General features: G+C 68.5%; 25 protein-coding genes and 1 pseudogene. 11 read left to right on the top strand and 15 right to left on the bottom strand.

Annotation, left to right across the window (positions count from 1 at the left end; all coding sequences use genetic code 11):
- Positions 1 to 47: 47 nt before the first annotated feature.
- From rbfA to rimP, 5 genes are all read right to left on the bottom strand, one after another.
- Positions 48 to 446: a 30S ribosome-binding factor RbfA gene (rbfA, locus tag LZK98_RS01310; protein ID WP_233784553.1), complete on the bottom strand. Its 399-nt coding sequence runs from the start codon at positions 444 to 446 to the stop codon at positions 48 to 50.
- A 213-nt stretch (positions 447 to 659) separates the two neighbouring features.
- The gene (infB, locus tag LZK98_RS01305; protein ID WP_233784552.1) at positions 660 to 3,320 is read right to left on the bottom strand and encodes a translation initiation factor IF-2; all 2,661 of its coding nucleotides are present in this window, start codon (positions 3,318 to 3,320) and stop codon (positions 660 to 662) included.
- A gap of 8 nt (positions 3,321 to 3,328) precedes the next feature.
- Positions 3,329 to 4,054, bottom strand: coding sequence for a DUF448 domain-containing protein (locus tag LZK98_RS01300; protein WP_233784551.1), 726 nt, complete (start codon positions 4,052 to 4,054; stop codon positions 3,329 to 3,331).
- Complete coding sequence (nusA, locus tag LZK98_RS01295; protein ID WP_233784550.1) at positions 4,035 to 5,660, bottom strand: transcription termination factor NusA; 1,626 nt, start codon at positions 5,658 to 5,660, stop codon at positions 4,035 to 4,037. Before nusA ends, LZK98_RS01300 begins: the two co-directional genes overlap by 20 nt.
- A 5-nt stretch (positions 5,661 to 5,665) precedes the next feature.
- Positions 5,666 to 6,208 (bottom strand): ribosome maturation protein RimP, encoded by a 543-nt coding sequence (rimP, locus tag LZK98_RS01290; RefSeq protein WP_233784549.1) that lies wholly within the window; start codon positions 6,206 to 6,208, stop codon positions 5,666 to 5,668.
- Between the two features lie 223 nt (positions 6,209 to 6,431).
- On the opposite strand from rimP, the gene LZK98_RS01285 reads away from it, so the two are divergent.
- Both LZK98_RS01285 and LZK98_RS01280 read left to right on the top strand, forming a co-directional pair.
- Entirely contained in the window at positions 6,432 to 7,646 is a 1,215-nt protein-coding gene (locus tag LZK98_RS01285; RefSeq protein ID WP_233784548.1) for a PQQ-dependent sugar dehydrogenase, read from the top strand.
- A gap of 64 nt (positions 7,647 to 7,710) precedes the next feature.
- The gene (locus LZK98_RS01280; RefSeq protein WP_233784547.1) at positions 7,711 to 8,898 is read left to right on the top strand and encodes a PQQ-dependent sugar dehydrogenase; all 1,188 of its coding nucleotides are present in this window, start codon (positions 7,711 to 7,713) and stop codon (positions 8,896 to 8,898) included.
- On the opposite strand, the gene LZK98_RS01275 is transcribed toward LZK98_RS01280, so the two are convergent.
- The gene (locus LZK98_RS01275) at positions 8,876 to 9,274 is read right to left on the bottom strand and encodes a PaaI family thioesterase (protein ID WP_233784546.1); all 399 of its coding nucleotides are present in this window, start codon (positions 9,272 to 9,274) and stop codon (positions 8,876 to 8,878) included. The genes LZK98_RS01280 and LZK98_RS01275 overlap by 23 nt on opposite strands.
- On the bottom strand, positions 9,274 to 9,696 hold the full coding sequence (locus tag LZK98_RS01270; protein ID WP_233784545.1) for a PaaI family thioesterase: 423 nt from the start codon (positions 9,694 to 9,696) through the stop codon (positions 9,274 to 9,276). Before LZK98_RS01270 ends, LZK98_RS01275 begins: the two co-directional genes overlap by 1 nt.
- A gap of 117 nt (positions 9,697 to 9,813) precedes the next feature.
- Between LZK98_RS01270 and LZK98_RS01265 the strand changes: the two genes are divergently transcribed.
- From LZK98_RS01265 to LZK98_RS01245, 5 genes are read left to right on the top strand one after another with little or no spacing between them, the layout of a single operon-like run.
- Positions 9,814 to 9,969: a hypothetical protein gene (locus tag LZK98_RS01265; RefSeq protein WP_233784544.1), complete on the top strand. Its 156-nt coding sequence runs from the start codon at positions 9,814 to 9,816 to the stop codon at positions 9,967 to 9,969.
- A gap of 16 nt (positions 9,970 to 9,985) precedes the next feature.
- Positions 9,986 to 10,927 carry a hypothetical protein gene (locus LZK98_RS01260; protein WP_233784543.1) on the top strand — a complete coding sequence of 314 codons (942 nt, stop codon included), beginning with the start codon at positions 9,986 to 9,988 and terminating at the stop codon, positions 10,925 to 10,927.
- Positions 10,924 to 11,829: a transposase gene (locus LZK98_RS01255; RefSeq protein ID WP_406694248.1), complete on the top strand. Its 906-nt coding sequence runs from the start codon at positions 10,924 to 10,926 to the stop codon at positions 11,827 to 11,829. Before LZK98_RS01260 ends, LZK98_RS01255 begins: the two co-directional genes overlap by 4 nt.
- A 41-nt stretch (positions 11,830 to 11,870) precedes the next feature.
- Positions 11,871 to 12,446, top strand: a complete 576-nt coding sequence (locus LZK98_RS01250) for a winged helix-turn-helix domain-containing protein (protein WP_233784541.1) — start codon at positions 11,871 to 11,873, stop codon at positions 12,444 to 12,446.
- Between the two features lie 22 nt (positions 12,447 to 12,468).
- Positions 12,469 to 13,266, top strand: coding sequence for a crotonase/enoyl-CoA hydratase family protein (locus tag LZK98_RS01245; protein WP_233784540.1), 798 nt, complete (start codon positions 12,469 to 12,471; stop codon positions 13,264 to 13,266).
- A gap of 357 nt (positions 13,267 to 13,623) precedes the next feature.
- Here LZK98_RS01245 and LZK98_RS01240 read toward each other — a convergent pair whose 3' ends face one another.
- Entirely contained in the window at positions 13,624 to 13,986 is a 363-nt protein-coding gene (locus LZK98_RS01240) for a DUF427 domain-containing protein (RefSeq protein WP_233784539.1), read from the bottom strand.
- Between the two features lie 97 nt (positions 13,987 to 14,083).
- Here LZK98_RS01240 and LZK98_RS01235 point away from each other — a divergent pair.
- A pseudogene (locus tag LZK98_RS01235) lies at positions 14,084 to 15,274 on the top strand (acetyl-CoA C-acyltransferase); the annotation flags it as partial.
- Between the two features lie 18 nt (positions 15,275 to 15,292).
- Here LZK98_RS01235 and LZK98_RS01230 read toward each other — a convergent pair.
- From LZK98_RS01230 to LZK98_RS01205, 6 genes are all read right to left on the bottom strand, one after another.
- Positions 15,293 to 15,922, bottom strand: coding sequence for a LysE family translocator (locus tag LZK98_RS01230; protein WP_233786666.1), 630 nt, complete (start codon positions 15,920 to 15,922; stop codon positions 15,293 to 15,295).
- Positions 15,923 to 15,995: 73 nt separating this feature from the next.
- Complete coding sequence (locus LZK98_RS01225; protein ID WP_233784538.1) at positions 15,996 to 16,382, bottom strand: VOC family protein; 387 nt, start codon at positions 16,380 to 16,382, stop codon at positions 15,996 to 15,998.
- Positions 16,379 to 16,912 carry an SRPBCC family protein gene (locus LZK98_RS01220; RefSeq protein ID WP_233784537.1) on the bottom strand — a complete coding sequence of 178 codons (534 nt, stop codon included), beginning with the start codon at positions 16,910 to 16,912 and terminating at the stop codon, positions 16,379 to 16,381. The genes LZK98_RS01225 and LZK98_RS01220 overlap by 4 nt, the downstream gene beginning before the upstream one ends.
- A complete protein-coding gene (locus tag LZK98_RS01215) occupies positions 16,905 to 17,351 on the bottom strand; it encodes an SRPBCC family protein (protein WP_233784536.1) in 447 nt (148 codons plus the stop codon). The genes LZK98_RS01220 and LZK98_RS01215 overlap by 8 nt, the downstream gene beginning before the upstream one ends.
- Before the next feature lie 28 nt (positions 17,352 to 17,379).
- Positions 17,380 to 17,748: a DUF1428 domain-containing protein gene (locus LZK98_RS01210; RefSeq protein WP_233784535.1), complete on the bottom strand. Its 369-nt coding sequence runs from the start codon at positions 17,746 to 17,748 to the stop codon at positions 17,380 to 17,382.
- Positions 17,745 to 18,080 (bottom strand): ArsR/SmtB family transcription factor, encoded by a 336-nt coding sequence (locus tag LZK98_RS01205; RefSeq protein ID WP_233784534.1) that lies wholly within the window; start codon positions 18,078 to 18,080, stop codon positions 17,745 to 17,747. Before LZK98_RS01205 ends, LZK98_RS01210 begins: the two co-directional genes overlap by 4 nt.
- Before the next feature lie 258 nt (positions 18,081 to 18,338).
- Here LZK98_RS01205 and LZK98_RS01200 point away from each other — a divergent pair, with 258 nt between their 5' ends.
- The 3 genes from LZK98_RS01200 to LZK98_RS01190 are packed head-to-tail and all read left to right on the top strand — an operon-like array spanning position 18,339 to position 19,937.
- Entirely contained in the window at positions 18,339 to 18,749 is a 411-nt protein-coding gene (locus LZK98_RS01200; RefSeq protein WP_233784533.1) for an ExbD/TolR family protein, read from the top strand.
- A 54-nt stretch (positions 18,750 to 18,803) separates the two neighbouring features.
- A complete protein-coding gene (locus LZK98_RS01195) occupies positions 18,804 to 19,457 on the top strand; it encodes a hypothetical protein (RefSeq protein ID WP_233784532.1) in 654 nt (217 codons plus the stop codon).
- 39 nt (positions 19,458 to 19,496) lie between these two features.
- Positions 19,497 to 19,937, top strand: coding sequence for an acyl-CoA thioesterase (locus LZK98_RS01190; RefSeq protein WP_233784531.1), 441 nt, complete (start codon positions 19,497 to 19,499; stop codon positions 19,935 to 19,937).
- Here LZK98_RS01190 and ppc read toward each other — a convergent pair.
- Positions 19,900 to 22,566, bottom strand: a complete 2,667-nt coding sequence (gene ppc, locus LZK98_RS01185) for a phosphoenolpyruvate carboxylase (protein WP_233784530.1) — start codon at positions 22,564 to 22,566, stop codon at positions 19,900 to 19,902. The two genes, LZK98_RS01190 and ppc, sit on opposite strands and share 38 nt — an antisense overlap.
- Positions 22,567 to 22,623 lie beyond the last annotated feature (57 nt).

Below are 22,623 nucleotides of genomic sequence, written 5' to 3'. Positions count from 1 at the left end.
TGGTATGGGCGTTCATTGAAGTAAGATGTGTCTTACTTTGCGAGTTGTCAATCGCCTTCGCCGTCCAGATCGCGCGCGATCCCGGGATCGCGCAGCAGCGCGTCGATGCGGGTGCCCTCGTCGAAGCTCTCGTCGGGGAGGAACTTGAGGCGGGCGGCATATTTGAGGTTCACACGGCGCGCGACCTCGCTCTGGAGATAGGCGGTGTTCTGGCGCAGCGCCTTCAGCACCGCCTCCTCGTCCTTGCCCAGCAAAGGCTTGGCGAAGACGGTGGCATGCCTGAGGTCCGGCGACATGCGGACCTCGGTGATCGAGACCAGGTGCTTCGCCAGCACCTCGTCGTGCACGTCGCCGCGCTGGAGGATGTCCGACAGCGCATGGCGCACCTGCTCGCCGACGCGGAGCAGGCGGACCGAGCGGGTCTCGGGGGTTTCGGTATGTCGCATCTCGACCTCATTTCCCTCTCCCCTTGTGGGAGAGGGAGGGAGCCCGCGGAGCGGGCGGAAGGGGATTGGGGCTTGGAGACGTCGGCCCCCTCACCCTCCCCATCACTTGCGCGATGGGCCCATCATCAGGTGAACAGCGCCCCGCGCTGTTCAGGCTATGCTGGGAGCATAGCCGACCTGATGATCCTCTCCCACAAGGGGAGAGGGAAATGACTAGAGCGTCCGCTCGCGCATCTCGACTTCGAAGGTCTCGAGGAAGTCGCCCGCCTTGATGTCCACGAAGTTGTTCGAGAAGGTCACGCCGCACTCAAGGCCGGCGCGCACTTCGGGCACGTCGTCCTTGAAGCGCCGAAGCGATGCGATCTCGCCCTGGTAGATGATGACGTCGGCACGCGTGATGCGGGCCTTGAGCGCCTTGCGGATGACGCCTTCGGTGACGAGGAGACCAGCCGCCTTGCCGTGCTTGCCCGCCGAGAACACCTCGCGGATCTCGGCGCGGCCGACCACGGTCTCGAACGCCTCCGGCCCGAGCTCACCCGCCATGCCGGCGCGGATCTCGTCGATGAGGTCGTAGATGACGTCATAGTATTTGAGCGCCACCTTGTTCCGCTCGGCGATCTCGCGTGCCTTGGCGTTGGGACGGACGTTGAAGCCGATGATCGGCGCGCCCGAGGCACCCGCCAGCGTGACGTCGCTCTCGGTGATGCCGCCGACGCCCGAGTGGAGCACCCGCGCCTTGATCTCGTCGGTCGAGATCTTGTTGATCGACGCGACGATCGCCTCGACCGTGCCCTGCGTATCGGCCTTGACCACCAGCGGATATTCGATCGCCTGCTTGTCCTTCAATGCGGAGAACATGCTCTCGAGGCTCGCCGGCGCCTGCGTCGTGCGCTTCTGGAGCAGCACGCCCTGGCGGTATTCGGCAACCTCGCGGGCGCGCGCCTCGTTCTCGACGACCTGGAGCAGGTCGCCCGCCGACGGCACGCCCGACAGGCCGAGCACCTCGACCGGCACCGACGGGCCCGCCGACTTCACCTGACGGCCCTTGTCGTCGACCAGCGCGCGGACCTTGCCGCTCTCGGCGCCGACGACGAACACGTCGCCGACCTTGAGCGTGCCGCGGTTGACGAGGATCGTCGCCACCGGACCACGGCCCTTGTCGAGCTTCGCCTCGATCACGGTGCCCTCGGCATCGCGGTCGGGATTGGCCTTGAGCTCCATCAGCTCGGCCTGGAGCTGGATCTTCTCGATCAGCTGGTCGAGACCGGTCTTCTTGAGCGCGGAGACCTCGACGTCCTGGGTCTCGCCGCCCATTTCCTCGACGATCACCTCGTGCTCGAGCAGGCGCTCGCGGATGCGCTGTGGGTTGGCCTCGGGCTTGTCGACCTTGTTGATCGCGACGATCATCGGCACGCCGGCCGCCTTGGTATGGTTGATCGCCTCGATCGTCTGCGGCATCAGCCCGTCGTCGGCCGCGACCACCAGCACGACGATGTCCGTCACGTTGGCGCCGCGCGCACGCATCTCGGTGAACGCCTCGTGGCCGGGCGTATCGAGGAAAGTGATCTGGCTCTTGTCCTTCAGCGTCACCTGATAGGCGCCGATGTGCTGGGTGATGCCGCCGGCCTCGCCCTTGACCACGTCGGTGCCGCGCAGGGCGTCGAGCAGGCTGGTCTTGCCGTGATCGACGTGACCCATGATCGTCACCACCGGCGGACGCGGCTTCAGGCTCTCGGCCGCATCCTCGCCGGTGTCGGTGGTGAGATCGATGTCCGATTCGCTGACGCGGACGATGTTGTGGCCGAAATCGGTGACGAGCAGCTCGGCGGTGTCCTGATCGATCGTCTGGTTGACGGTGACCATCATGCCCATCTTGAACAGCGCCTTCACCAGGTCGGCGCCTTTCTCGGCCATGCGGTTGGCGAGCTCTTGGACGGTGATCGCCTCGGGCACCACCACGTCGCGGACCTGCTTGGGCTGCGCCTCGCGCGGGCCGGTGTGCGAGCGCCGCTCCTTCTCGCGGGCGCGCTTGAGCGCGGCGAGCGAACGCGCGCGCGCGCCGTCGTCGCCGCCGAGCGCGCGGTTGACGGTGAGCTTGCCCGACTGGCGGCGATCGTCGCCCTTACGGTCGCGCTGCTGCGGCCGCTGCTGCTGCGGTGCGTCCCGACGCGGCGCGGGGCCGCCGGTCGACGCCGGACGCGATGCCGCGGCGCCGTTCGACTGGCCGCCGTTCGACGGCGCACTGGCCGCCGGCGCGGGCGCGGGACGCTCGACCGGCTTGGGGATCTCGGGGCGCTGCACCGGCGTGAACATGCGCGGCGCCGGACGGCTGGCGTCGCGCGTCAGCTCGACCACCGGCGGGGGAGGTGGAGGCGGCGGTGCTGCGGGCTGCGGCTCGGCAGCGGGGGCGACGGCCTCCGGCTCGGGCGCGGGTTCGGTGGCGGGCTGACGTGCGGATTCCGCCTCGGCCTTGGCGCGCTCCTCGGCGCGGCGGCGTTCCTCCTCGGCGGCCTCGGCACGTGCGCGCTCCTCGCGGCGGCGCGCGTCCTCGAGCGCGGCCATGCGCTGCTCTTCGGCCTCGCGCAGCAGGCGCTCCTGGCGCTCGCGCGGCGTCTCGCCAGCGGGCGCGGCGGTCCGCTGCGGCGCGGGCGCGGGGGGCGGAGGCGGCGGCGCGGCCTGCTCGACCGCGGGCGTCTCGGCCTGGGCGCCGCCGGCGCCGGGGCCGAGCACGCGGCGGCGCTTGACCTCGACCACCACCGTGTTCGAGCGCCCATGGCTGAAGCTCTGCTTGACCTTGCCGGTCTCGACCGTGCGCTTCAGCCCCAGCGGCTGGCGCATGCCCAGTTTCGGCTTGTCGTTGTCGGTCTCGCTCATGCGGTTACTCAAATTCCTTCGTGTGAGGCGTGCGTCGCCTCGGACAGATTGACGGATGCCGATGCGCCGACCGGCGGGTCTGCGCAAGCATCGGGTACAGGTTCAGGTCCGATAAAGTGGAGCCAGCGGAGCAAGGATTGCTCCACCCGCTTCGCCGCCTGAGCGTCCGTCAGGCCGACATGTACCACATTTTCGCGGCCGAGCGCCAAGGACAATATGGGGCGTGGGACGGGCAATGCCAATCCCTTGAGGCCCGATCCTTCCGCATCCGAGCCGACGCGCCACGCCTGGGCGAGCTTGCGCATACCGTCTTCGCCCGCATCCGCGGCGTGGAGCAGCAGGTGGAGCTGGCCGGATCGCGCCGCCGCCTCGATTCGATCGGTGCCGGTGAGGAGGCGGCCGGCCTTCGCCTCAAGCCCCAGCCGATCGAGTGCGGCACGCTGAAGCTGCGCGGCGATCTGGGCGCCGAGCTCGTCGGGAATCACGAGCGTGGCGCCCTTGAACGCCCGCGCGAGCGCCCCCTTGAGCTTGCCCTTGGCCTGTGCGGCCTCGAGCTCGACTTTGGTGACGCCGATCCAGGCGCCGCGGCCGGGCGCCTTGGCACGGATGTCGGGCAGCACGGACCCGTCCGGCGCCAGAGCCAGACGGATCAGTCCCTCACGCGGCGCTTCGTCGCGCGAGAGGATGCAAGTGCGCTGAGGGGCTAGCGCGGCCTCATTGCGAGGATTCCGCATGCGCGTCCTCCTCACCCGCCGGCGCGGGCTCCTCGTCGGTGAACCAGTGGGCGCGGGCGGCCATGATGATCTCGTTGCCCTGCTCTTCGCTGAGACCGTACTCGCCGAGCACGCCGCCCTTGTCCTGTTCGCGGGCGGGCGGGGCGTTCTCGCTGCGGCGGCGCGGCTCGGCGCGCTTCTTGGCGATCAGCTCGTCGGTGGCGAGATCGGCGAGGTCGTCGAGCGTCTTGATGCCCGCCTTGCCGAGCGTCACCAGCATCGCCTCGGTGAGGTACGGCATGGTGGCGAGATCGTCCTCGACGCCGAGCGCGCGACGCTGCTCGCGATTCGCCTCCTCGCGGCGCTCGAGCGCTTCCTGCGCGCGGCTCTGCAGCTCCTGCGCGAGCTCGTCGTCGAAGCCCTCGATCGAGGCGAGCTCGTCGAGCTCGACATAGGCGACCTCCTCGAGCTCGCTGAAGCCCTCGGCGACGAGGAGCTGCGCCAGCGTCTCGTCGACGTCGAGCTCGTTCTGGAACGTCTCGGAGTTGCGGACGAACTCCTGCTGGCGCTTCTCGCTGGCGTCGGTCTCGGTGAGGATGTCGATGCCCTTGCCGGTGAGCTGGCTGGCGAGGCGCACGTTCTGGCCGCGGCGGCCGATCGCCAGGCTGAGCTGGTCGTCGGGGACCACCACCTCGATGCGGTCGTCCTCCTCGTCGATCACCACGCGCGCGACGTTGGCCGGCTGCAGCGCGTTGACGACGAAGGTCGCGGTGTCGGGCGACCAGGGGATGATGTCGATCTTCTCGCCCTGCATCTCCTGGACGACCGCCTGGACGCGGCTGCCCTTCATGCCGACGCAGGCGCCGACCGGGTCGATGCTCGAATCGTGCGAGATGACGCCGATCTTGGCGCGGCTGCCCGGGTCGCGCGCGGCCGCCTTGATCTCGATGATGCCGTCGTAGATCTCGGGCACTTCCTGCGCGAACAGCTTCTTCATGAAGTCGGGGTGCGCGCGGGAGAGGAAGATCTGCGGTCCCCGGTTCTCGCGGCGGACGTTGAGAATGATCGAGCGCACGCGGTCGCCGACGCGCACCACCTCGCGCGGGATCTGCTGGTCGCGGCGGATCACGCCCTCGGCGCGGCCCAAATCGACGACGACGTGGCCGAACTCGACGCGCTTGGCGACGCCGATGATGATCTCGCCGACGCGGTCCTTGAACTCCTCATACTGGCGCTCGCGCTCGGCGTCGCGGACCTTCTGGAAGATGATCTGCTTGGAGGCCTGCGCCTGGATGCGGCCGAACTCGATCGGCGGCAGCGGATCGACGATGAAGTCGCCGACCGCGGCGCCCGCCTGGAGCTTCTGTGCGTCCTTGACCGAGACCTGCTTGAAATAATCGTCGACCGCCTCGACCACCTCGACCACGCGCCACAGGCGCAGGTCGCCGGTGTTGGGGTCGAGCTTGGCGCGGATGTCGTTCTCGGCGCCGTAGCGGTTCTTGGCGGCGCGCTGGATCGCGTCCTCCATCGCCTCGATGACGATGGCCTTGTCGATCAGCTTCTCCTTGGCGACCGAATCGGCGATCGCGATCAGCTCGGCCTTGTTGGCGGAAATGGCGGTGGCCATCCTCTTTACCCTTCTACTTCGATGATCTGGTCCGCCCCTTCGGCGGAAAGCGGTGCGGTGGCGGCGATGAGCGCGTCGGTCATCACCAGCTTGGCGTCGGCGACGGCGGCGAACGGCACCGTCATCGCATGGAAATTGCGGACGTCGACGGTGACCTGGTCGCCCTCGATCCCGCGCAGGATGCCGTTGAGCTGCTTGCGGCCCTCGACCGGCTCGGCGAGCGTCACCCGCGCCTCGTGCCCCGCCCAGTCGGCGAAGTCCTGGAGGCGGGTCAGCGGGCGGTCGATGCCGGGCGAGCTCACCTCGAGCCGGTAGGCGTGGTCGATCGGATCGCGCCCCTCCGCCTCCAGCATGTCGAGTCGGTCCGAGATGCGGCGCGAGAGCTCGGCGCAGTCGTCGATGGTGAGCTGGCGCGTGTCGGGGCGCTCGGCCATCACCTGGAGCGTCGGATCGCTCTTGCCGCCGAACATCTTCACGCGCACGAGCGCCAGCCCCAGGGCCTTCGCCTCGGGCTCGATCAGCGCGGTCAATGCGGCGATGTCCGCCATCCGTTCTCCGAAAGTCGAAAATTCAAAACGCGTCTGCCCGCTGCCGAGCGTCGCCGCCCGGCCTCGCCAAGGTTTTCACGATGTCGAGAAAGCACGGGCGATATAGCGCCGCCCCCCGTTTCAGGCAAGGGGCGCCTGCTTGCGGTCGCCCGAGCACCATTTCGCTGGCGCAACCCTCGCCGGAATGGCACGTTTCCCGCGCATCCCCCGGGAGAGAATATCCATGCGTCTTGCTTCGCTTGCCCTGATCGCCATGGTCTCCAGCTGCTCCGATTCCGGCGGCGCCCAGAAGACGGCACCCGATGGCAAGCCGTTCAAGGTCGAGACCGTGGGCGAGTTCGACGAGCCGTTCGCCATGGCGTTCCTGCCCGACGGACGGATGCTGGTGACCGAGAAAGCGGGCAAGCTCAAGCTGCGCGACGCGAACGGCCGCGTGATCGACGTGACCGGCGTGCCGGCGGTCCGCGCCGGCGGCCAGGGCGGCCTGCTCGACGTCGCGGTCGCGCCCGATTTCGCGCGAAGCCGCGCCATCTATCTCAGCTACTCCGAACCGCGCGGCGGTGGCGAGGACAGCAGCCTCGCGCTGACCCGCGCGACGCTCGACGAGGTCAGCGGCACCGCCTCGCTCGGATCGCCCAGGGTGATCTGGCGCGCCGGATCGGACGGCCAGGGCGGCCAGTTCGGCGCGGTCATCGCCTTCGCCCCCGATGGTAAGTCGCTGTTCCTGTCGTCGGGGGAGCGCCAGCGCTTCGATCCCGCGCAGGATCCGAACCAGGCACTGGGCAAGATCATCCACCTGACGCTCGACGGCCAACCCGCGCCGGATAACCCCGGCGCCGGCAGGACGGGGACGCAGAGCGTGCAGATTTTCGACCCGCCCGCGAATACGGGCGCAGCCGCCTCCGCGCCGAAGCGCACCTACACCTTCCCCGGCCCCAATCGCATCCCGGCGGAGACCTGGACCAGCGGTCATCGCAATCCCTACGGGCTTGCCTTCGATGCCCAGGGACGCCTCTGGGAGACCGAGATGGGACCGAAGGGCGGCGACGAGGTCAACCTGATCGAGCGCGGCAAGAACTATGGCTGGCCCAAGGTGTCGAACGGCGACAATTACGACGGCACGCCGATCCCCGATCACGCCCCCGGCGACGGTTTCGAGCCGCCCAAGCTGTTCTGGAATCCGTCGATCTCGCCGGGCGGCTTCATGATCTATTCGGGTAAGCTGTTCCCGAAATGGCAGGGATCGGGCTTCATCGCCGCGCTGTCTGGGGAGGCGCTGATCCGCGTGACGCTGGGCGACGCGCCGTCCAAGGCCGATCAGTGGGACATGGGCACGCGCATCCGCGACGTGGCGCAGGGCCCGGACGGCGCGATCTGGCTGCTCGAGGACGGCGGCAGGGGCGCCGGCGGCAAGCTGATGCGGCTGACACCGCCGTAGGTCGAGGGCTAGCACGAAGCGTCATAGGGGAGTTTGCCGCGGGGGGACTGGAGAGGACCAGGCCATGAAACGCTGGACGACCGTGCTGATACTGGCGGCGCTCGCCGGTTGCGACGGCGGCGATGGCGGCAGTTCACCGACTCCGAGCCCGACGCCGACTGCGACTCCGACACCCACGCCATCCCCCAGCCCGTCTCCGACGCCTAGTCCCTCACCCTCGCCGATCACCTCGGTGAACCGGCAGGTGGTGGCGACCTTCGACGCGCCCTGGGCGATGGTGTTCCTGCCCGACGGCCGGATGCTGGTGACCGAGAAGCCGGGCCGGCTGCAGCTCGCGACGCAGGGCGGCGCCAAGACCGAGGTCAGCGGCGTGCCGGCGGTCTATTACGGCGGCCAACTCGGCTTCCAGGACGTGATCCTCGATCCTGATTACGCCAACAACCGCCGCATCTACCTCAGCTACGCCGAGAGCGCCTCGGGCGGGCAGCGGCTGGCGGTGGCGCGCGCGACGCTGAACCTCGACGGCACACCCAGACTCGATGGGCTCAGCGTGATCTGGCGCGCGGTGCCGACCACCACCGGCGGGCAGCTGGGCGCGCGGCTCGCCTTCTCGCCCGACGGCCGCTACCTGTTCGTCGCGACCGGCGAGCGTCAGCAGGGTAGCCCGGCGCAGGACATGGGCGGCACGCTCGGCAAGATCGTGCGGCTCAACCCGGATGGCAGCGTGGCGGCAGGCAATCCCTTCGCGAGCACGACCGGCGCGCGGCCGGAGATCTGGACGCTCGGCCATCGCAATCCCTACGGCCTCGCCTTCGATGCGTCGGAGCGATTGTGGGAACATGAGATGGGCCCCAAGGGCGGCGACGAGCTCAATCTGATCGAGCCGGGCAAGAACTATGGCTGGCCCAACGTCTCGAACGGCAGCAACTACGACGGCACGCCGATCCCTGACCATGCGCCCGGCGACGGCTATGCCGCGCCCGCAATCTCGTGGAACCCGGTGATCTCACCGGCGGGCCTGATCTTCTACTCGGGCAATCTGTTCGCGGACTGGCATGGAGACGCGATCCTCGGTGGGCTTAGCAGCCAGGGCCTCGTACGCGTCCGGATCAGCGGCACCGCCGGCACCGAGATGCAGCGCATCCCGCTCGGCAACCGCATCCGCGAGGTGGAGCAGGGGCCGGACGGTGCGATCTGGGTGCTGGAGGACGCGCCGACCGGGCGGCTGCTCAAGCTGACGCCGGGGAGCTAGGCCGCACCAGCAGGAAGGTCTGGCGTGCGGCGGCAATCGGCTTGTCGGGATCGTCCTGCCAGGCGGTCGCATCGACATTGGCGATGCGGGTGCCGAGGCGGCGGATGATGCCCTGCGCGCGCGTCGCCTTGGCGCGGCCGCCGCGCATGTAATCGACCGTTAGATTGACCGGCTTGATCCGCGTGCCGTCGTCGCCAAGGGCATGATGCAGCGCGACGATCGCCGCCATCTCGAGCAGCCCGCCGATCGCGCCGCCATGGAGGAAGCCGGGGCGCCCGGACAGTCGAACCTCATCGAACGGCATCACCAGGACGGGCGAGCCTTCGCCGGCTTCGATCGATAGGCCGAGGAGATCGGCATAGGGCGGCAGCCGCATCAGCCCTCCGTCAGCATGAAGGTGCCGGCGACATGCGCGAGCGGATCGGCCGGGTCGCCGTCATGGGCATGGCCGCGCACGAACGCGATCGAGCGGGTCACGCGATAACATTCGCCGCGCCCGACCACCGTCTCGCCCGGGCGCGCCGCGCGCAGATAGTCGATGCGCAGGTCGAGCGTGGCATGGGGGACGAAGCGCCCGCGCTTCAGCCACGCCGCGACGCTGGTCGCCATGTCCATCAAGGTCAGGATCGGGCCGGAGGCGATCACGCCCGTCGCCTGCTCGCCGATCAGCCGCGGATCGTAGGGCAGCTCGAGCTCCGCCCAGTCGTCCCCGTGATCGCGATAGCGGATGCCCACCGCATGGCCGTGCCCCTGCACGCGTCCCTCGAAGAACATGCGCGGGTGGAAGGGCAGGCTCATTGGCCCCGCCCTATCGCGGCCGCCGCCACTTTACAAACTTGTAACTAAGCGTCCGTGGGGCACCCGACCTAGCCTTCCCAGCGCCGGCACGGGCCGGCGGCAAGAGGGGGAAGGACGATGGATCTGTTCACGATCAACATCGCGGACATCGCCGACCTGGCGACGTTTGTGGCGATCAACGGCGCGGCGGTGATCGCCGAATATTCGGGCGATCAATTGTTCGAGACGATCGTCGGGGTCGCCGCGCTGGTCTATGAAATGGATCCCGGCTGAGCGGAAGGGTCCGAGGATGAGCGGTTCGACCGACATCCCGGCGGGGCGCTGGTCGGCGGCACGGGCGCGCTCAGCCGAGATCAACGCGGGCCGGCGCGCCTCGGCTCCGGTGCGGATGCTGGCGGAGACGCTCGATGCCCCCGCCACCGAGCTTCGCCAGCGCGCGACGGCGCTGCTGTTGGACATGCATTGGGTCGAGGCGCTGCTCGCACCGCTGGTCGATGCATTGGCGGCGGACCCGCTGTTCGATCCGCCGTTCAAGGTGAGCCGCGATCCGGCGCGGATCGGCGCGGTGCTGTTCGATTCGCCCGGGGTACGGGTGAGCGCGGCGGTGCTGTCGGCGCGGGGACTCGCAGCCGCTCTGCCGCGCAGCGTGGTGGTGCCCGGGCATGTCGCCGTCACCCGCTACGTCCACGCGGGCGGCGTGATGCTGCGGCGCTGGCGGGTGGAGGCGGCCGGCGCCGACTTCTCGTCCGCAACGGCTCCGCCGGCCGTGGAGATCATGCCGTTCGTGCTCACCGACGGCGACGTGGTCGTCCAGGACGGGGCGACCGACGGCCATGTCGCGGTCGGCGCCAAGAGTGACGTGGTGACGCTCAGCGTCATGATCCGGCCGCCCGAAACGGCGCTGGTCCGCGAATATGCGATCATCGACGGACGGCTGCTGCGTGCCTCGACGCTCGACGATTATGCCTCGCGCGGGGCGATGCTGCTGACCTTGCTGCGCACGCAGGGCCGTACCGATGCCGGCCATGTGTTCGAAGCGGCGACGCGCGACCGTGCCTTCCACGTCCGCTGGTCGGCGATGCGCGAATGGCTGGCGCTCGACGCTCGCGCCGCGCTGCCGCGGCTCGCCGAGATGGCGGCGGGCGATCCCAATAGCGAGGTGCGGGAGGCGGCGGGGTCGACGCTCGCGGCGATTCGCGCCCGAATGGAAGCGGTGCCGTGCCCCGCATGATCGACGCCGGCCGGGGCGAGGCGATCGGGCTCGGCGAGCTGGTCGAGGCGTTGGAGGCGCACCCCTTCGATCCGCGCGACGAAGACAGTTTCGCCGATGTAGGGCCGCTGCTCGCGCGGTTGGGACGCAATCCGGATTTCCTCGCCGACCTCGCAATCGCCGAACTGGAGATGCGCTGCGCCGGCCAGGCGGCGAGCAACGGCTATGGCGCCCAGTCCTTCCTGTTGAAGCCGCCCACCGGCCGTTATCTGATCCGCGCCAATTTCTGGCCGGCGCTGGAGGACGCCGCGGTGCGGGCGAGCGCCGCGGCCGCCTTCCTCTACGACATGCCGCACGATCATAATTTCTCGTTCCTGACCTACGGTTATCAGGGTCCCGGCTATTGGAGCGATTATTATGAGCGCGATGCCGATGCCGTGATCGGCGTGCCGGGGGAGCCGGCTGGGCTGCGCTTCGTCGAGCGTTCGCGGCTCGAGCCGGGCAAGCTGATGCTCTACCGCGCGCGGCGCGACGTCCATCGCCAGCTGCCGCCCGATGCCTTTTCGGTCTCGCTCAACATTCTCGGCTATGCCCCCGGACAGCCGTGGATCGAGCAATATCGCTTCGACCTCGACCGCGGCACCATCGCCCAGGGACTCAACGTCACCCCGGCCGAGGGGTTGCTCGCGATCGCCGCGCATCTCGGCGGAGACGCGGGACTGGGTCTCGCGCGCGATTATGCTTGGCGCCATCCCTGCGAGCGGATGCGGGTCACCGCGCTCGACGCGCTGCTGTCGGCGGATGGACCGGCAGCGCTGCCCGCACTCGAGCGAGCGGCGGATGATCCCGACCGCTATGTAGCAGCCCATGCCCGCTTGCGGCTCGACCGGATTGCATCCGATCCGGAGGAGCTTACCGCATGAATGGATCTAATTCCGGCTAAGTTGCTGATATGGGGGGCAGCGTGCGCATCGAATGCGACGTACCCGGACTGGCGCCGGCGCTTGCGGCACGCGGTATTCGTGTCGCGGCCGGGGGAATCGCGACCTTCGCTCGCGCGGCCGGCTTCACGTCGGAGGCGCTGGTCGAGGCACGCAGCCATGGTCCGTTGATCCTGATGGTGGAGACGCTCGATCAGGTCTCGTCCGCGCTCGATGCCGGTGCCGACGATGCCGTGCTTGCCGGTGCCCCCGTTGACGAGATCGCTGCGCGCATCGCCGCCCGGCTGCGGTTCGCCGCGGCCCCGATCGGCGTCGGCGAGCTGCTCATCGACCGGGTCGCGCGCAAGGTGACGCGCGCCGGCCGCGCGATCGGCCTGTTCCCGCGCGAATATGCGCTGCTGCTCCACCTCGCCCAGCACGCCGGTGAGGCGGTGCCGCGCCAGGCGCTGCTGGAGGCGGTGTGGGGTTTGCGCTTCGATCCCGGCACCAATGTCGTCGCGGTGCATATGTCGCGGCTGAGGGCCAAGCTCGACCGCGGTTTCGCGGCGCCGATGCTCCAGACCGAGAAGGGGGTCGGCTACCGGCTTGCCGCGACCTGAGGCCCACGCGATAGTCGCGGCCATGACCGCCCATGTCTCGACCGAACGTGTCTCGATCGCCATCGCCGGCGGCGTCGCCGACGTCCGCCTGACCCGCGCCGACAAACTCAATGCGCTCGATCCCGCCATGTTCGACGCGATCATCGCCGCGATCGACCGGCTCGCGGGCGAGCCGGGTCTGCGCGCGGTGGTGCTGTCGGGCGAGGGGCGCGCCTTCTGCGCCGGGCTCGACATGGCGAGCATGGCCGCCGGCGGCTCCGACATCGACCTCGCGACGCGCAGCCACGGCGCCGCCAATCGCGTGCAGCAGGTCGCCTGGGGATGGCGCACGCTGTCGGTGCCGGTGATCGCCGCGGTCCACGGTATCGCCTTCGGCGGCGGTCTCCAGATCGCGAGCGGGGCCGATGTGGTGCTGATCCACCCCGAGGCGCGGCTGTCGGTGATGGAGATGAAATGGGGCATCGTCCCCGACATGGCCGGCTTCGCGCTATGGCGCGGACGAGTGCGCGACGACGTGATGCGCGAACTGACCTATACCGCTGCGGAGTTCAGCGGCGCTGCGGCGGTGGGCCACGGCTTCGCGACCCGTGCGGCGGATGATCCGCTTGGCGAGGCGCTAACGCTCGCGGCCACCATCGCCGGGCGCAATCCGCAGGCGATCCGCGCCGCCAAGCGGCTCGCCAATCTGACCGTCGAGGCCGATGCCGCCACCATTCTCTCGACCGAGAGCGCCGAACAGGCGGCGCTGCTGCGCTCACCCAACCAGATCGAGGCTGTGCGCGCCAATATTGAGAAGCGGGCGCCGGACTTTGCCGATTAGCGCATGGACTTGGAAAATCTGAGCGGCTGGTATTGGTGGTTAGCTTCCGTTCTCAGGTGGGACAGCTCGAGCCAAGCCTAGCGCTGCCGGCCGAACCGAGCCCGTAATACATAGAAGGCTAAGAATCCGGTTGAAGCGACCACTCCCACGATGGTCGAAACTACGAGCAACGTAGTAGCTTGGCGGTAGTTCATGGCGAACATCAAGCCCCAGAACACCGCTGCGGCAATAAGCCAGAATCGAGAACTACCCCTCCGCACAGGCTAATCATACGCCTCGCAGATGAAGAGTGCCAGCGATCGTATGGTCTTCGGCTATTGGACGATTTCAACCGCTCAGACCTGTTAATCTGGAACGCTAGCCCACCTCGATCGAATCGACACGGTTGGAATAGAAGGCAAGGTGGTCCTTGATCGCCGCGACTGCCTCGTGCGGCTCCTCATAGCTCCACACAGCATTGGCGCCACGCTCGCCCGGTACTGAGAAATAGCTGGCCTCGCCCTTATAGGGGCAATGGGTGCCGTGATCGGTGCGGGCCAGCGCGCTCATATCGGCATCGGCGCGCGGCACGTAATAGACCGGCGGGTAATCGGCCTCCTCAAGCTTCAGCGCCCGGGTGGTGTCGACGATGGTACGTCCTCCCGCCTTCACCACTACGCGGCGCTCGGCGGGCGTGATTGTGATCGGATGGTCGGGGCCGGGCTCGAGCTTCTCGGGCATCTGCCGTCTCCTGCTTGACTGCACCAATGAGATGGTGCCTGTGCGCTGCACATGCTAGTCCGTACCGAAAATACGAAAATCTAGGAGAGCTGGCGTCATGCGTGAAGCCGTGATCGTCTCGACCGCCCGAACCGGAATCGGCAAAGCCAATCGCGGCTATTTCAACATGACCGAAGCGCCGGTGCTGGGCGCCCATGTGATGAACGCCGCGGTCGAACGCGCCGGCATCGATCCCACGCGGATCGACGACGTCTTCTTCGGCGCGGGCAACGAGTGGGGTACGCAGGGCGCCAACCTTGCCCGCATGTGCGTGTTCGCGGCGGGGCTGCCGACCGAGGTGCCGGCATTCACGCTCGATCGCAAATGCGGCTCCGGCCTCACCGCGATCGCGCTGGCGGCGCGCGGCATCGTCTGCGACGAGATCGACGTCGCGCTCGCCGGCGGAATGGAATCGATCTCGCTCACGGCGAAGCAGGCGCCGGCGCGCGTACTGAACGAGTCGGTGCTGGCGAGGAAGCCGCTCGCATACATGACAATGATCGAGACCGCCGAAGTGGTCGCCGAACGCTACGGCATCAGCCGCGAGGCGCAGGATGCATTCGGCGCGATGAGCCAGCAGCGCGCCTTCGCCGGGCTCCGGAACGGCGCCTTCGCCGAGGAGATCGCGCCGATCACGGTGGAAAAGGCCAATTACGACAAGGACGGCAGTCTCATCGGCACCGAACCGGTGACGGTGACGCAGGACGAGGGCATCCGCGACGGCACAACGGTCGAAGTCCTGGCGGGGCTGCGCACCGTGTTCAAGGACGGGCTGCTGATCAAGGAGGGGCGGCATGTCACCGCCGGCAACGCCAGCCAGCTTTCCGACGGCGCATCGGCGCAGCTGCTGATGGAGCGCAAAGCCGCCGAGGCGGAGGGCAAGGATATCCTCGGCATCTACCGCGGCTTTCAGGTCGCCGGCTGCGAGCCTGACGAAATGGGCATCGGCCCGGTGTTCGCGGTCCCCAAGCTGCTGAAGCGCGCCGGCCTCAGGATCGAGGACATCGGACTGTGGGAGATCAACGAGGCGTTCGCGTCGCAGTGCCTCTACTGCCGCGACACGCTCGGCATCGATCCGGACCGGCTCAACGTCAACGGCGGCGCGATCGCGATCGGACATCCATTCGGCATGACCGGATCGCGGCTCGTCGGCCACGCGCTGATCGAGGGACGCAAGCGCGGGTTGAGGTACGTCGTCGTCTCTATGTGCACTGCCGGGGGCATGGGCGCGGCGGGGCTGTTCGAGATTCCGCGATCGGCGCAGCGATCAGGACGGTTTCACCTTCAGCAAGGCCAGGCCGAAGCCGACGAAGATCACCCCCGTCAGGCGGTTGAACGCCCGCTTGATCGCGGGACGGCCGAGATAATGGGACAGCGAGCGTCCGCCGAGCGCATAGACGGCGTACCAGAAGCACTCGATCGCAGCGAAGGTCACGACGAGGATCGCGAACTGGGGTGCCTGCGGCAGCGCCGGATTGACGAACTGAGGCAGGAAGGCCGCGGCGAACAGGAGCAGCTTGGGATTGCTGATGCAGATCGCGAAGCCCCCGCGGAACAGCGCCGTCGTCGAAACGGTCGCGGGCAGATCGCCCTTGCTCACGTCGATCGGCGTCACCTCGCTACGCCAGGCTCTGATACCGAGATAGATCAGATAGGCGACGCCGGCATAACGCAGCACCTCGAACGCGCCGGGTACGGCGAGCAGGAGCGTCGTGAGCCCCGCGGCGGACGCGGCAAGGACGGTCACGAGCGCCAGCAGGCAGCCGGCCATCGCCGCGATGCTGCGCGTCATTCCCAGCTCCACGCTGCGCGACAGGATGTGGAGCATGTTGGGTCCCGGCGTGCCCGACAGCAGGACGACCGCTCCTACGAATAGCCACCATGTGTGAAGCGTCATCGCCGCGTCTCCGGAAAACCGCCGCGGCCGCCGCTAGCGTTCGATCGCGGCAGCTTTGCGGCGGACTGGAGGGTCAGCGGAGCAGGTTGAGCTGCCACGACACGCCGAAACGATCGACGAGCCAGGTGAACAACGGTCCGAAATCATAGCTGTCGAGCGGCATCAGCACCTGCCCACCCTCGCCGAGCGCATCGGCGACGGCGCGCAGTTCCTCCTCCCCGGTGAAGTCGAGGAACAGCGAAAAGGATGGGGTGAAGGTGAAGGCATGCTTCACCGGGCTGTCGAAGACTCGGACCGCGAGGTCGCCGACGACCAGCGTCGCGACCGCGGCCTCGCCCCCGGATTCGGTGCCGTCTGCAGATCTTTCGACGCGTGCTCCGGGGATCGATGCTTCGTACAGCGCCAGCGCGGCCGCCGCCTCGCCCTGGAACATCAGGAAGGGATGCGCGGCGATGCTCATCCGACGTCTCCCAGCAGCTCGGCGGCCTGCGCCTCCGACCGCGCATGAAGCGCCCAGAAGTCCGGCACCCCCCGCCCGGCGATGCGCGCCTCGAGCACGTCGAGATGCGACATCCACCCGCCGCCGAAGTTCCTGGCGTCGGCCGGACCGCGCAACCCTGTGTGGTGCAGCTTCAGCCGGGTTCTGCCCTCGCCTGCATCAGCCAGCGTGATCGTCACGGTGCCGGCCTCGCCGTCGACCCAGCTGAAGGCGATCATCGTCGGCGGCTCGATCGCGGTGATCATCTCGTGCCAGCGCTTGCCGCGGTTGCCGGCATAGCGCTCGGGCATCGCCACCTCGTCGTCGGAGAGGCGGTCGTGATCGAACACCATCTCGATCCGGCCGCCGACGCGCGGCTCGATCCCACCGCCCATGAACCATCGCGCCCGAAGCTCGGGATCGACGATATATTGCCAGACGGTCTCGACCGGTGCGTCGAGCAACCGTTCGAAGCGCAGTTCCGCGGCAGTGATGATGTCGCTGTCAGCCATGGTGCCTCTCCAGGATGCGGGCGAGATTGCCGAGGATCATCGTCCAGCCCTGCCGGGTCCGGTCCTCGTACTCGGCCCATTGCGGGGCCATTTCGTGGGTGAGCGTCAGCGTCGATCCGACGCCGCTCGGCGCGAGCGTGATCGTGACGCGGGTCCATTCGCCCTCCGCGGCCGGATCGGCCGAGAACAGCATCACCAACCGGCGCGGCCGATCGATCTCCTCGAACTTCAGGCGATGATGCGCGTCGACGCCGCCGCGGCGCTCGACGATGGTGGCTCGGCCGCCCACGCGGGCGTCTATCTCGCAGGTCACCAGCTCGCCCTCGTCGGTGCGGAACAGGAACTGTCCGGCGAGCACAGGATCGAGCCAGGCGTCGAACACGTGCTCGGGCGGTGCGGCGATCTCGCGCGTGACGGTGAGGACGATCGGGGCGGTCATGCTTTGGGCTCCCCGTGGGACCCGATACTCACCGCCCGCCCCCTTCGTCGACGATCGGCATGAAGCCGCCGAAAATCATGCGCTTGGGGTCCATGATGTCCGCATCGGCCGGGTCGGGCACAAGGCGCGGATCGGCGGCGATCTTTCCGTTGCCGGCATCGCGCGCCTCCTTCGACGGCCATTCGACCCAGGAGAAGACGACTATCTCGCCCGGCTTGGCCTGCACCGCGCGCTTCAAGTCCGTGACCTTGCCGTCGGGTACGTCGTCGCCCCAGCATTCGACGACGCGCAGGGCGCCGTGCTCGGTGAAGATTCTGGCGACTCCGGCCGCCATTGCGCGGAATCGCTCGCGATTCTCGCTCGGCACCGCGAGCACGAAGCCGTCGACATAGCTCATGACCGTTCCTCTCCCTTGTCGCCGCGCAGCAGCGCCTCGAGTCTGTCGAGGCTGGTGGTCCACACCTTCTCCCATTGCCTCAGCCACGCCTCGGCCTCGCGCAGTGGCTCGGCGCGCAGGCGGCAGAGCATCTGCCGTCCCGCCTTGCGGCGCTCGACCAGCCCCGCCTTCTCCAGCGCGCGGACGTGCTTGGAGGCGCCGGCGAAGCTCATCGCGAAGGGCTGTGCGAGCTCGCCGATCGAGCGCTCGCCCTCGGCCAACCGCGCCAGCATTCCCCGCCGGGTGGGATCGGCAAGCGCGGCGAAGGTGGTGTCAAGTCGTTGTTCAACCATATGGTTTAATATGTGCCGGCGACGGCAATTGTCAACCGATCGGTTGAATATTGCCCCGATCCGGCCTTCAGCTGTCGGGGACGGCCGCTCGCCAACATGGCAGCGTTCAAGGAACATGCGACCTTCGGCCTCTGGACCGCAAGGCGATGACGACCGGCAAGACACTGCGAGCATTCCGCCGATGCGCCGCCAATCTGTCGGCGGTTGACACCACACACCCTTTGAGTGACGTTACATCATAACAACCAGGAGGGTGCCATGGCTGCCATAGCGAAGCGCGAGACCGAGCCCTTTTCCGACATCAACATCACGCCGATGATCGACGTCATGCTGGTGCTGCTGGTGATGCTGATCCTCACCATCCCGACGATGACGCACAAGGTACCGATCGACCTGCCGCAGCCGGGCCCGAGCATGGGGACACCCGAGCAGCCGCACCGGCTGGAGATCGCGCGGTCGGGGGCGCTGAGCTGGGACGGGCGCGCCATCGCCGACGCCGAGTTGAAACCGCTGCTGGCAGCGCTGACGGCCGGCGGCGAGGAACCGGTGCTCCACATGCGCACCGATCCCGAGGCGCGCTACGAGCGCTTCGACCAGGTACTGGCGGAGGTGAAGCGCGCCAATATCCGGCGGCTGGGCTTCGTCGGCGACAAGCCGCTGGCGGAGTGAGGAACGCGAGGCTACGTCCTCGCGTTCACGGGCCCAGGCCCACGAGGAGCAGCCATGCGTATTCACCTGATCGCCGCCGGATGCCTGGTGCTGGCCGGGTGCAACGGCCAGCCGGCGGGCTCGGCGAATGAGGTCGCGACCGCCGAGCCGGCCAATATTACCGACGTTCCGGCTGACGAGAGCGCCTCCACCGGCGGCAATGCCGCGGAGGCCGAACCGGCGGATGCTGCGGTCAACACCGCCGCGCTTCCGCCGGTCGCGCCGATCCCGCCGGGCCAGCCGGGCGGACTGCCCGACGACCGCACGCCGGTGTCCGAGGCGTCGTTCACCGCCGAGAGCGCACAGGGCGCGGCGCAGGTCGTCCAGAGCTATTACGCTCTGGTCGAGCAAGGCCGCTACGATCGCGCCTATGCGCTGTGGGAGCCGCAGTCGGCGGGCATGAGCGGCAAGGCGTTCGCGGACAGCTTCGCCAAATATGCGGAGTACCATGCGGAGATCGGCGCTCCCGGGCGGATCGATGCCGGTGCCGGCCAGCGCTATGTGACCGTGCCGGTACAGGCCTATGGCCGGCTCAAATCCGGCGAGCCCTTCCGCCTGCGCGGCGACGTGACGCTGCATCGCGCCGGCGACATCGACGGTGCGACGGCGGAGCAGCGCAGCTGGCGCATCCGCAGCATCGACCTCAAGCCGCACCCCAGCCCACGTTGACGGCTGGCGGCGGCCGCGGCGCTTCTTTAGGAAGCGGCCATGGCGCGCTTCACGCTTACGATCACCGCGACCGCCGAGGACATCGACGAGCTCGGCCATGTCAACAATGCGGTGTGGGTGCGCTGGATCCAGGACATCGCCGTGGCGCACTGGAATGCGGTCGCGCCGGCCGAACATGCGGAGGCCTATGTCTGGGTCGTGACGCGGCATGAGATCGACTATCGCGGCAACGTTGCGGCCGGCGAGACCGTCACCGCCGAGACCTGGGTGCCGGAGCCGCCGCGCGGGGCGCGATTCGACCGCTACGTCCGCTTCGTCGGCGCGGACGGCAAGGTGAAGGTCGAGGCGAAGACCACCTGGGCGATCATCGACCGCGCGAGCAGCCGGCTGATCCGCGTGCCGGCGGAGGTGGCGGCGCCGTTCCTCGACCGCGCCGGTCTGATCAGCCCGAGTTCCGCAGCGCCGTCGCGATCGCGTTGATCGACAGCAGGATGCCCTCGCCGACGCGCGGATCGTCCTCACCGGCGCGGTGGCGCTTCAGCAGCTCGATCTGGAGCAGGTTGAGCGGCTCGATGTACGGCAGGCGCAGGCGGATCGAGGTCTCGAGGCCGGGGTTCTTCTCGAGCAGCCGGGTCTGGCGGGTGACCTGGAGGAGACCATCGTGGGTGGTTTCCCAACCTTCGCGGATGCGGCCGAAGATCGCTTCGCCCAAATCCTTGTCCTCGACCAGCGCGGCATAGCGCTTGGCGATGCCCATGTCGGACTTGGCGAGCACCTGCTCCATGTTGGCGAGCGTCGACTGGAACAACGGCCACGCGCCCGCCATCTCGCGGAGCAGGCCCTTGTCCTCGAACGCCGCGATCGCCTCGCCGACGCCATACCAGCCAGGCAGCATCACCCGCGCCTGGCTCCAGGAGAACACCCAGGGAATCGCGCGCAGGTCCTCGATCGCGTCGGATTTCTTGCGGCTGGCCGGACGCGAGCCGATCTTGAGGCCGGAGATCTCGGCGATCGGCGTCATCTGGCGGAAGAAGGTGCGGAAGCCTTCGGTCTCGTAGACGAGGCCGCGATAGGCCTTGAACGCGGCGTCGGAAAGCCGGTCCATTGCCGCATGGAAGCGCTCGGCGTCCTTGGCCGGCAGCTCGGCCGGAGCGAGGCTGGCGAGCAGCGTCGCCGATGCCATCGCCTCCAGATTGGTCATCGCCGAGGCGCGGGTGCCGTATTTCGCCGCGATCACCTCGCCCTGCTCGGTGATGCGGATGCGGCCCTGCACCGTGCCCGGCGGCTGCGCCTGGATTGCCTGGAAGGCCGAGCCGCCGCCGCGCCCGACTGCACCACCGCGGCCGTGGAACAGCTGCATCGCGATGCCCGCCTCCTCGAACACCGGTTTCAGCGCCGACGAGCCCTTGGAGAGCTGCCAGGTCGAGGTGAGATAACCGCCGTCCTTGTTCGAGTCGGAGTAGCCGATCATCACTTCCTGCATGCCGCGGGCATGGGCGATCGCGGCGACCTCGGGCAGCGCGAGCCATTCGGCCATGATCCCCGGCGCGCGTTCCAGATCGGCGACGGTCTCGAACAGCGGCACTGCCATGATGTGGCCCTCGGGCGGATCGCCGGGGACATAGAGGCCGGCTTCCTTGAGCAGCAGGTGCACCTCCAGCAGGTCCGAGACCGAGGTTGCCATCGAGATCACATAATTGACGATGCAGCCGCGCCCGTAGGTGGCATGCGCCTCGGCGGCGGCGTGGACGATCGCCAGTTCGGACGCCGTTTCCTCCGAATAGGTCGCATAGGGGCTGGTGAGGGGGCGGGGGCTCGCCAGCTCGCGGCGGAGCAGCGCGACGCGCTCCTCCTCGGGCAGGCCCGCGTAATCCTCCGCGACGCCGGCTGCCTTGAGCAGTTCGGCGACGACGCGCTCGTGGACTGCACTGTTCTGGCGCATGTCGAGCGTGGCGAGGTGGAAGCCGAAGGTCTCGACCGAGCGGATCAGCCGCCCCAATGCGCCCTCGCTCGCGAGCGGCCCGCTGCCGAGGCCGTGCGCGATCGCGACCAGGTCGCGGCGCAGCTCGCCCGGGTCGGCATAGGGTTCGCCGACGAGCGGGTGCGGGCGCGGTGCCGGGCGGCCGATCAGCTTCTCGTAGGTGGCGGCGAGGCGGGCGTAGATGCCGGAGAGCGCGCGGCGGTAGGGCTCGTCCTCGCGGCTCGCCGCGTTGTCGCCACTGGCTTCGGCGAGCTGTGTCACCTCATCGGGAATGGCCGCGTGGTCGCTGGAGATCGACAGCTCGGCGCCGAGCGCGTTGACGGCGTCGAGATAATGGCTGAGCACCGTCTCGGCCGCCCTACGCAGCGCCAGTCGCAGCGAATCGGCGGTGACGAAGGGATTGCCGTCGCGGTCGCCGCCGATCCAGCTGCCGGGCTTGAGGAAGCTCGGCACGCGCTGGCCCATCGCCCGGTCCCAGCGCGCATAGAGCGCGGGCAGCGCCGGCAGGAATACGTCGCGCAGGTAGGAGAGCGCGGTCTCGACCTCGTCGGCGACATAGAGCCGCTCGCGCCGCAGCACGCGCGTCTGCCACAGGAGCGCGATCTGGCGCAGGATCGCCTCGTCGATCTTGTCGCCATCCTCGGTCTCGGCAATTCCGCCATCGCGGAGCGTCATCAGCTCGGCGATGCGGTTGCGGTGGTCGATCATCGACTTGCGGCGCACTTCGGTCGGATGTGCGGTCAGCACCGGCGCGATCAGCGCGCCGTCGAGCAACGCCATCACCGCCTTGCGATCGACGCCATCCTGCTCGAGCTTCGCCAACGCATGGGCAAGATCGGCGCCTTCCTCGGCGGCGACGCCCTGCCGGTCCTCGGCCAGGTTGGCGAGCATCGAGAACAGCATGAAGCCGCGCACGAAATCGAGCGTCTCGTCGAGCGTCAGCCGCTCCAGCCCCGGGTCGATCGCATCCGCTCCGGCGACGCCCCGCGCGCGGTCGACCGAGGTCGCGCGGATATATTCGGTGCGCTTGAACAGTTCCTCGCCGCCATAGGCGCGGATCACGTCGCCGAGCAGGCGTCCGAGGAAGCGGACGTCGGGATTGTTGGTGATCGGGGGGAGAGTCGCCATCGTGTCACCTGATGTTGCAGCGCGGCGATAGGCCCGGAGCATGGTTGACCGCAACCG

Origin of the sequence: Sphingomonas cannabina, from assembly GCF_021391395.1 — a bacterium.
Classification (GTDB): domain Bacteria; phylum Pseudomonadota; class Alphaproteobacteria; order Sphingomonadales; family Sphingomonadaceae; genus Sphingomonas; species Sphingomonas cannabina.
The sequence above is the reverse complement of the archived record's forward strand: the minus strand, read 5'-3'. Positions and strand labels throughout refer to the sequence as shown.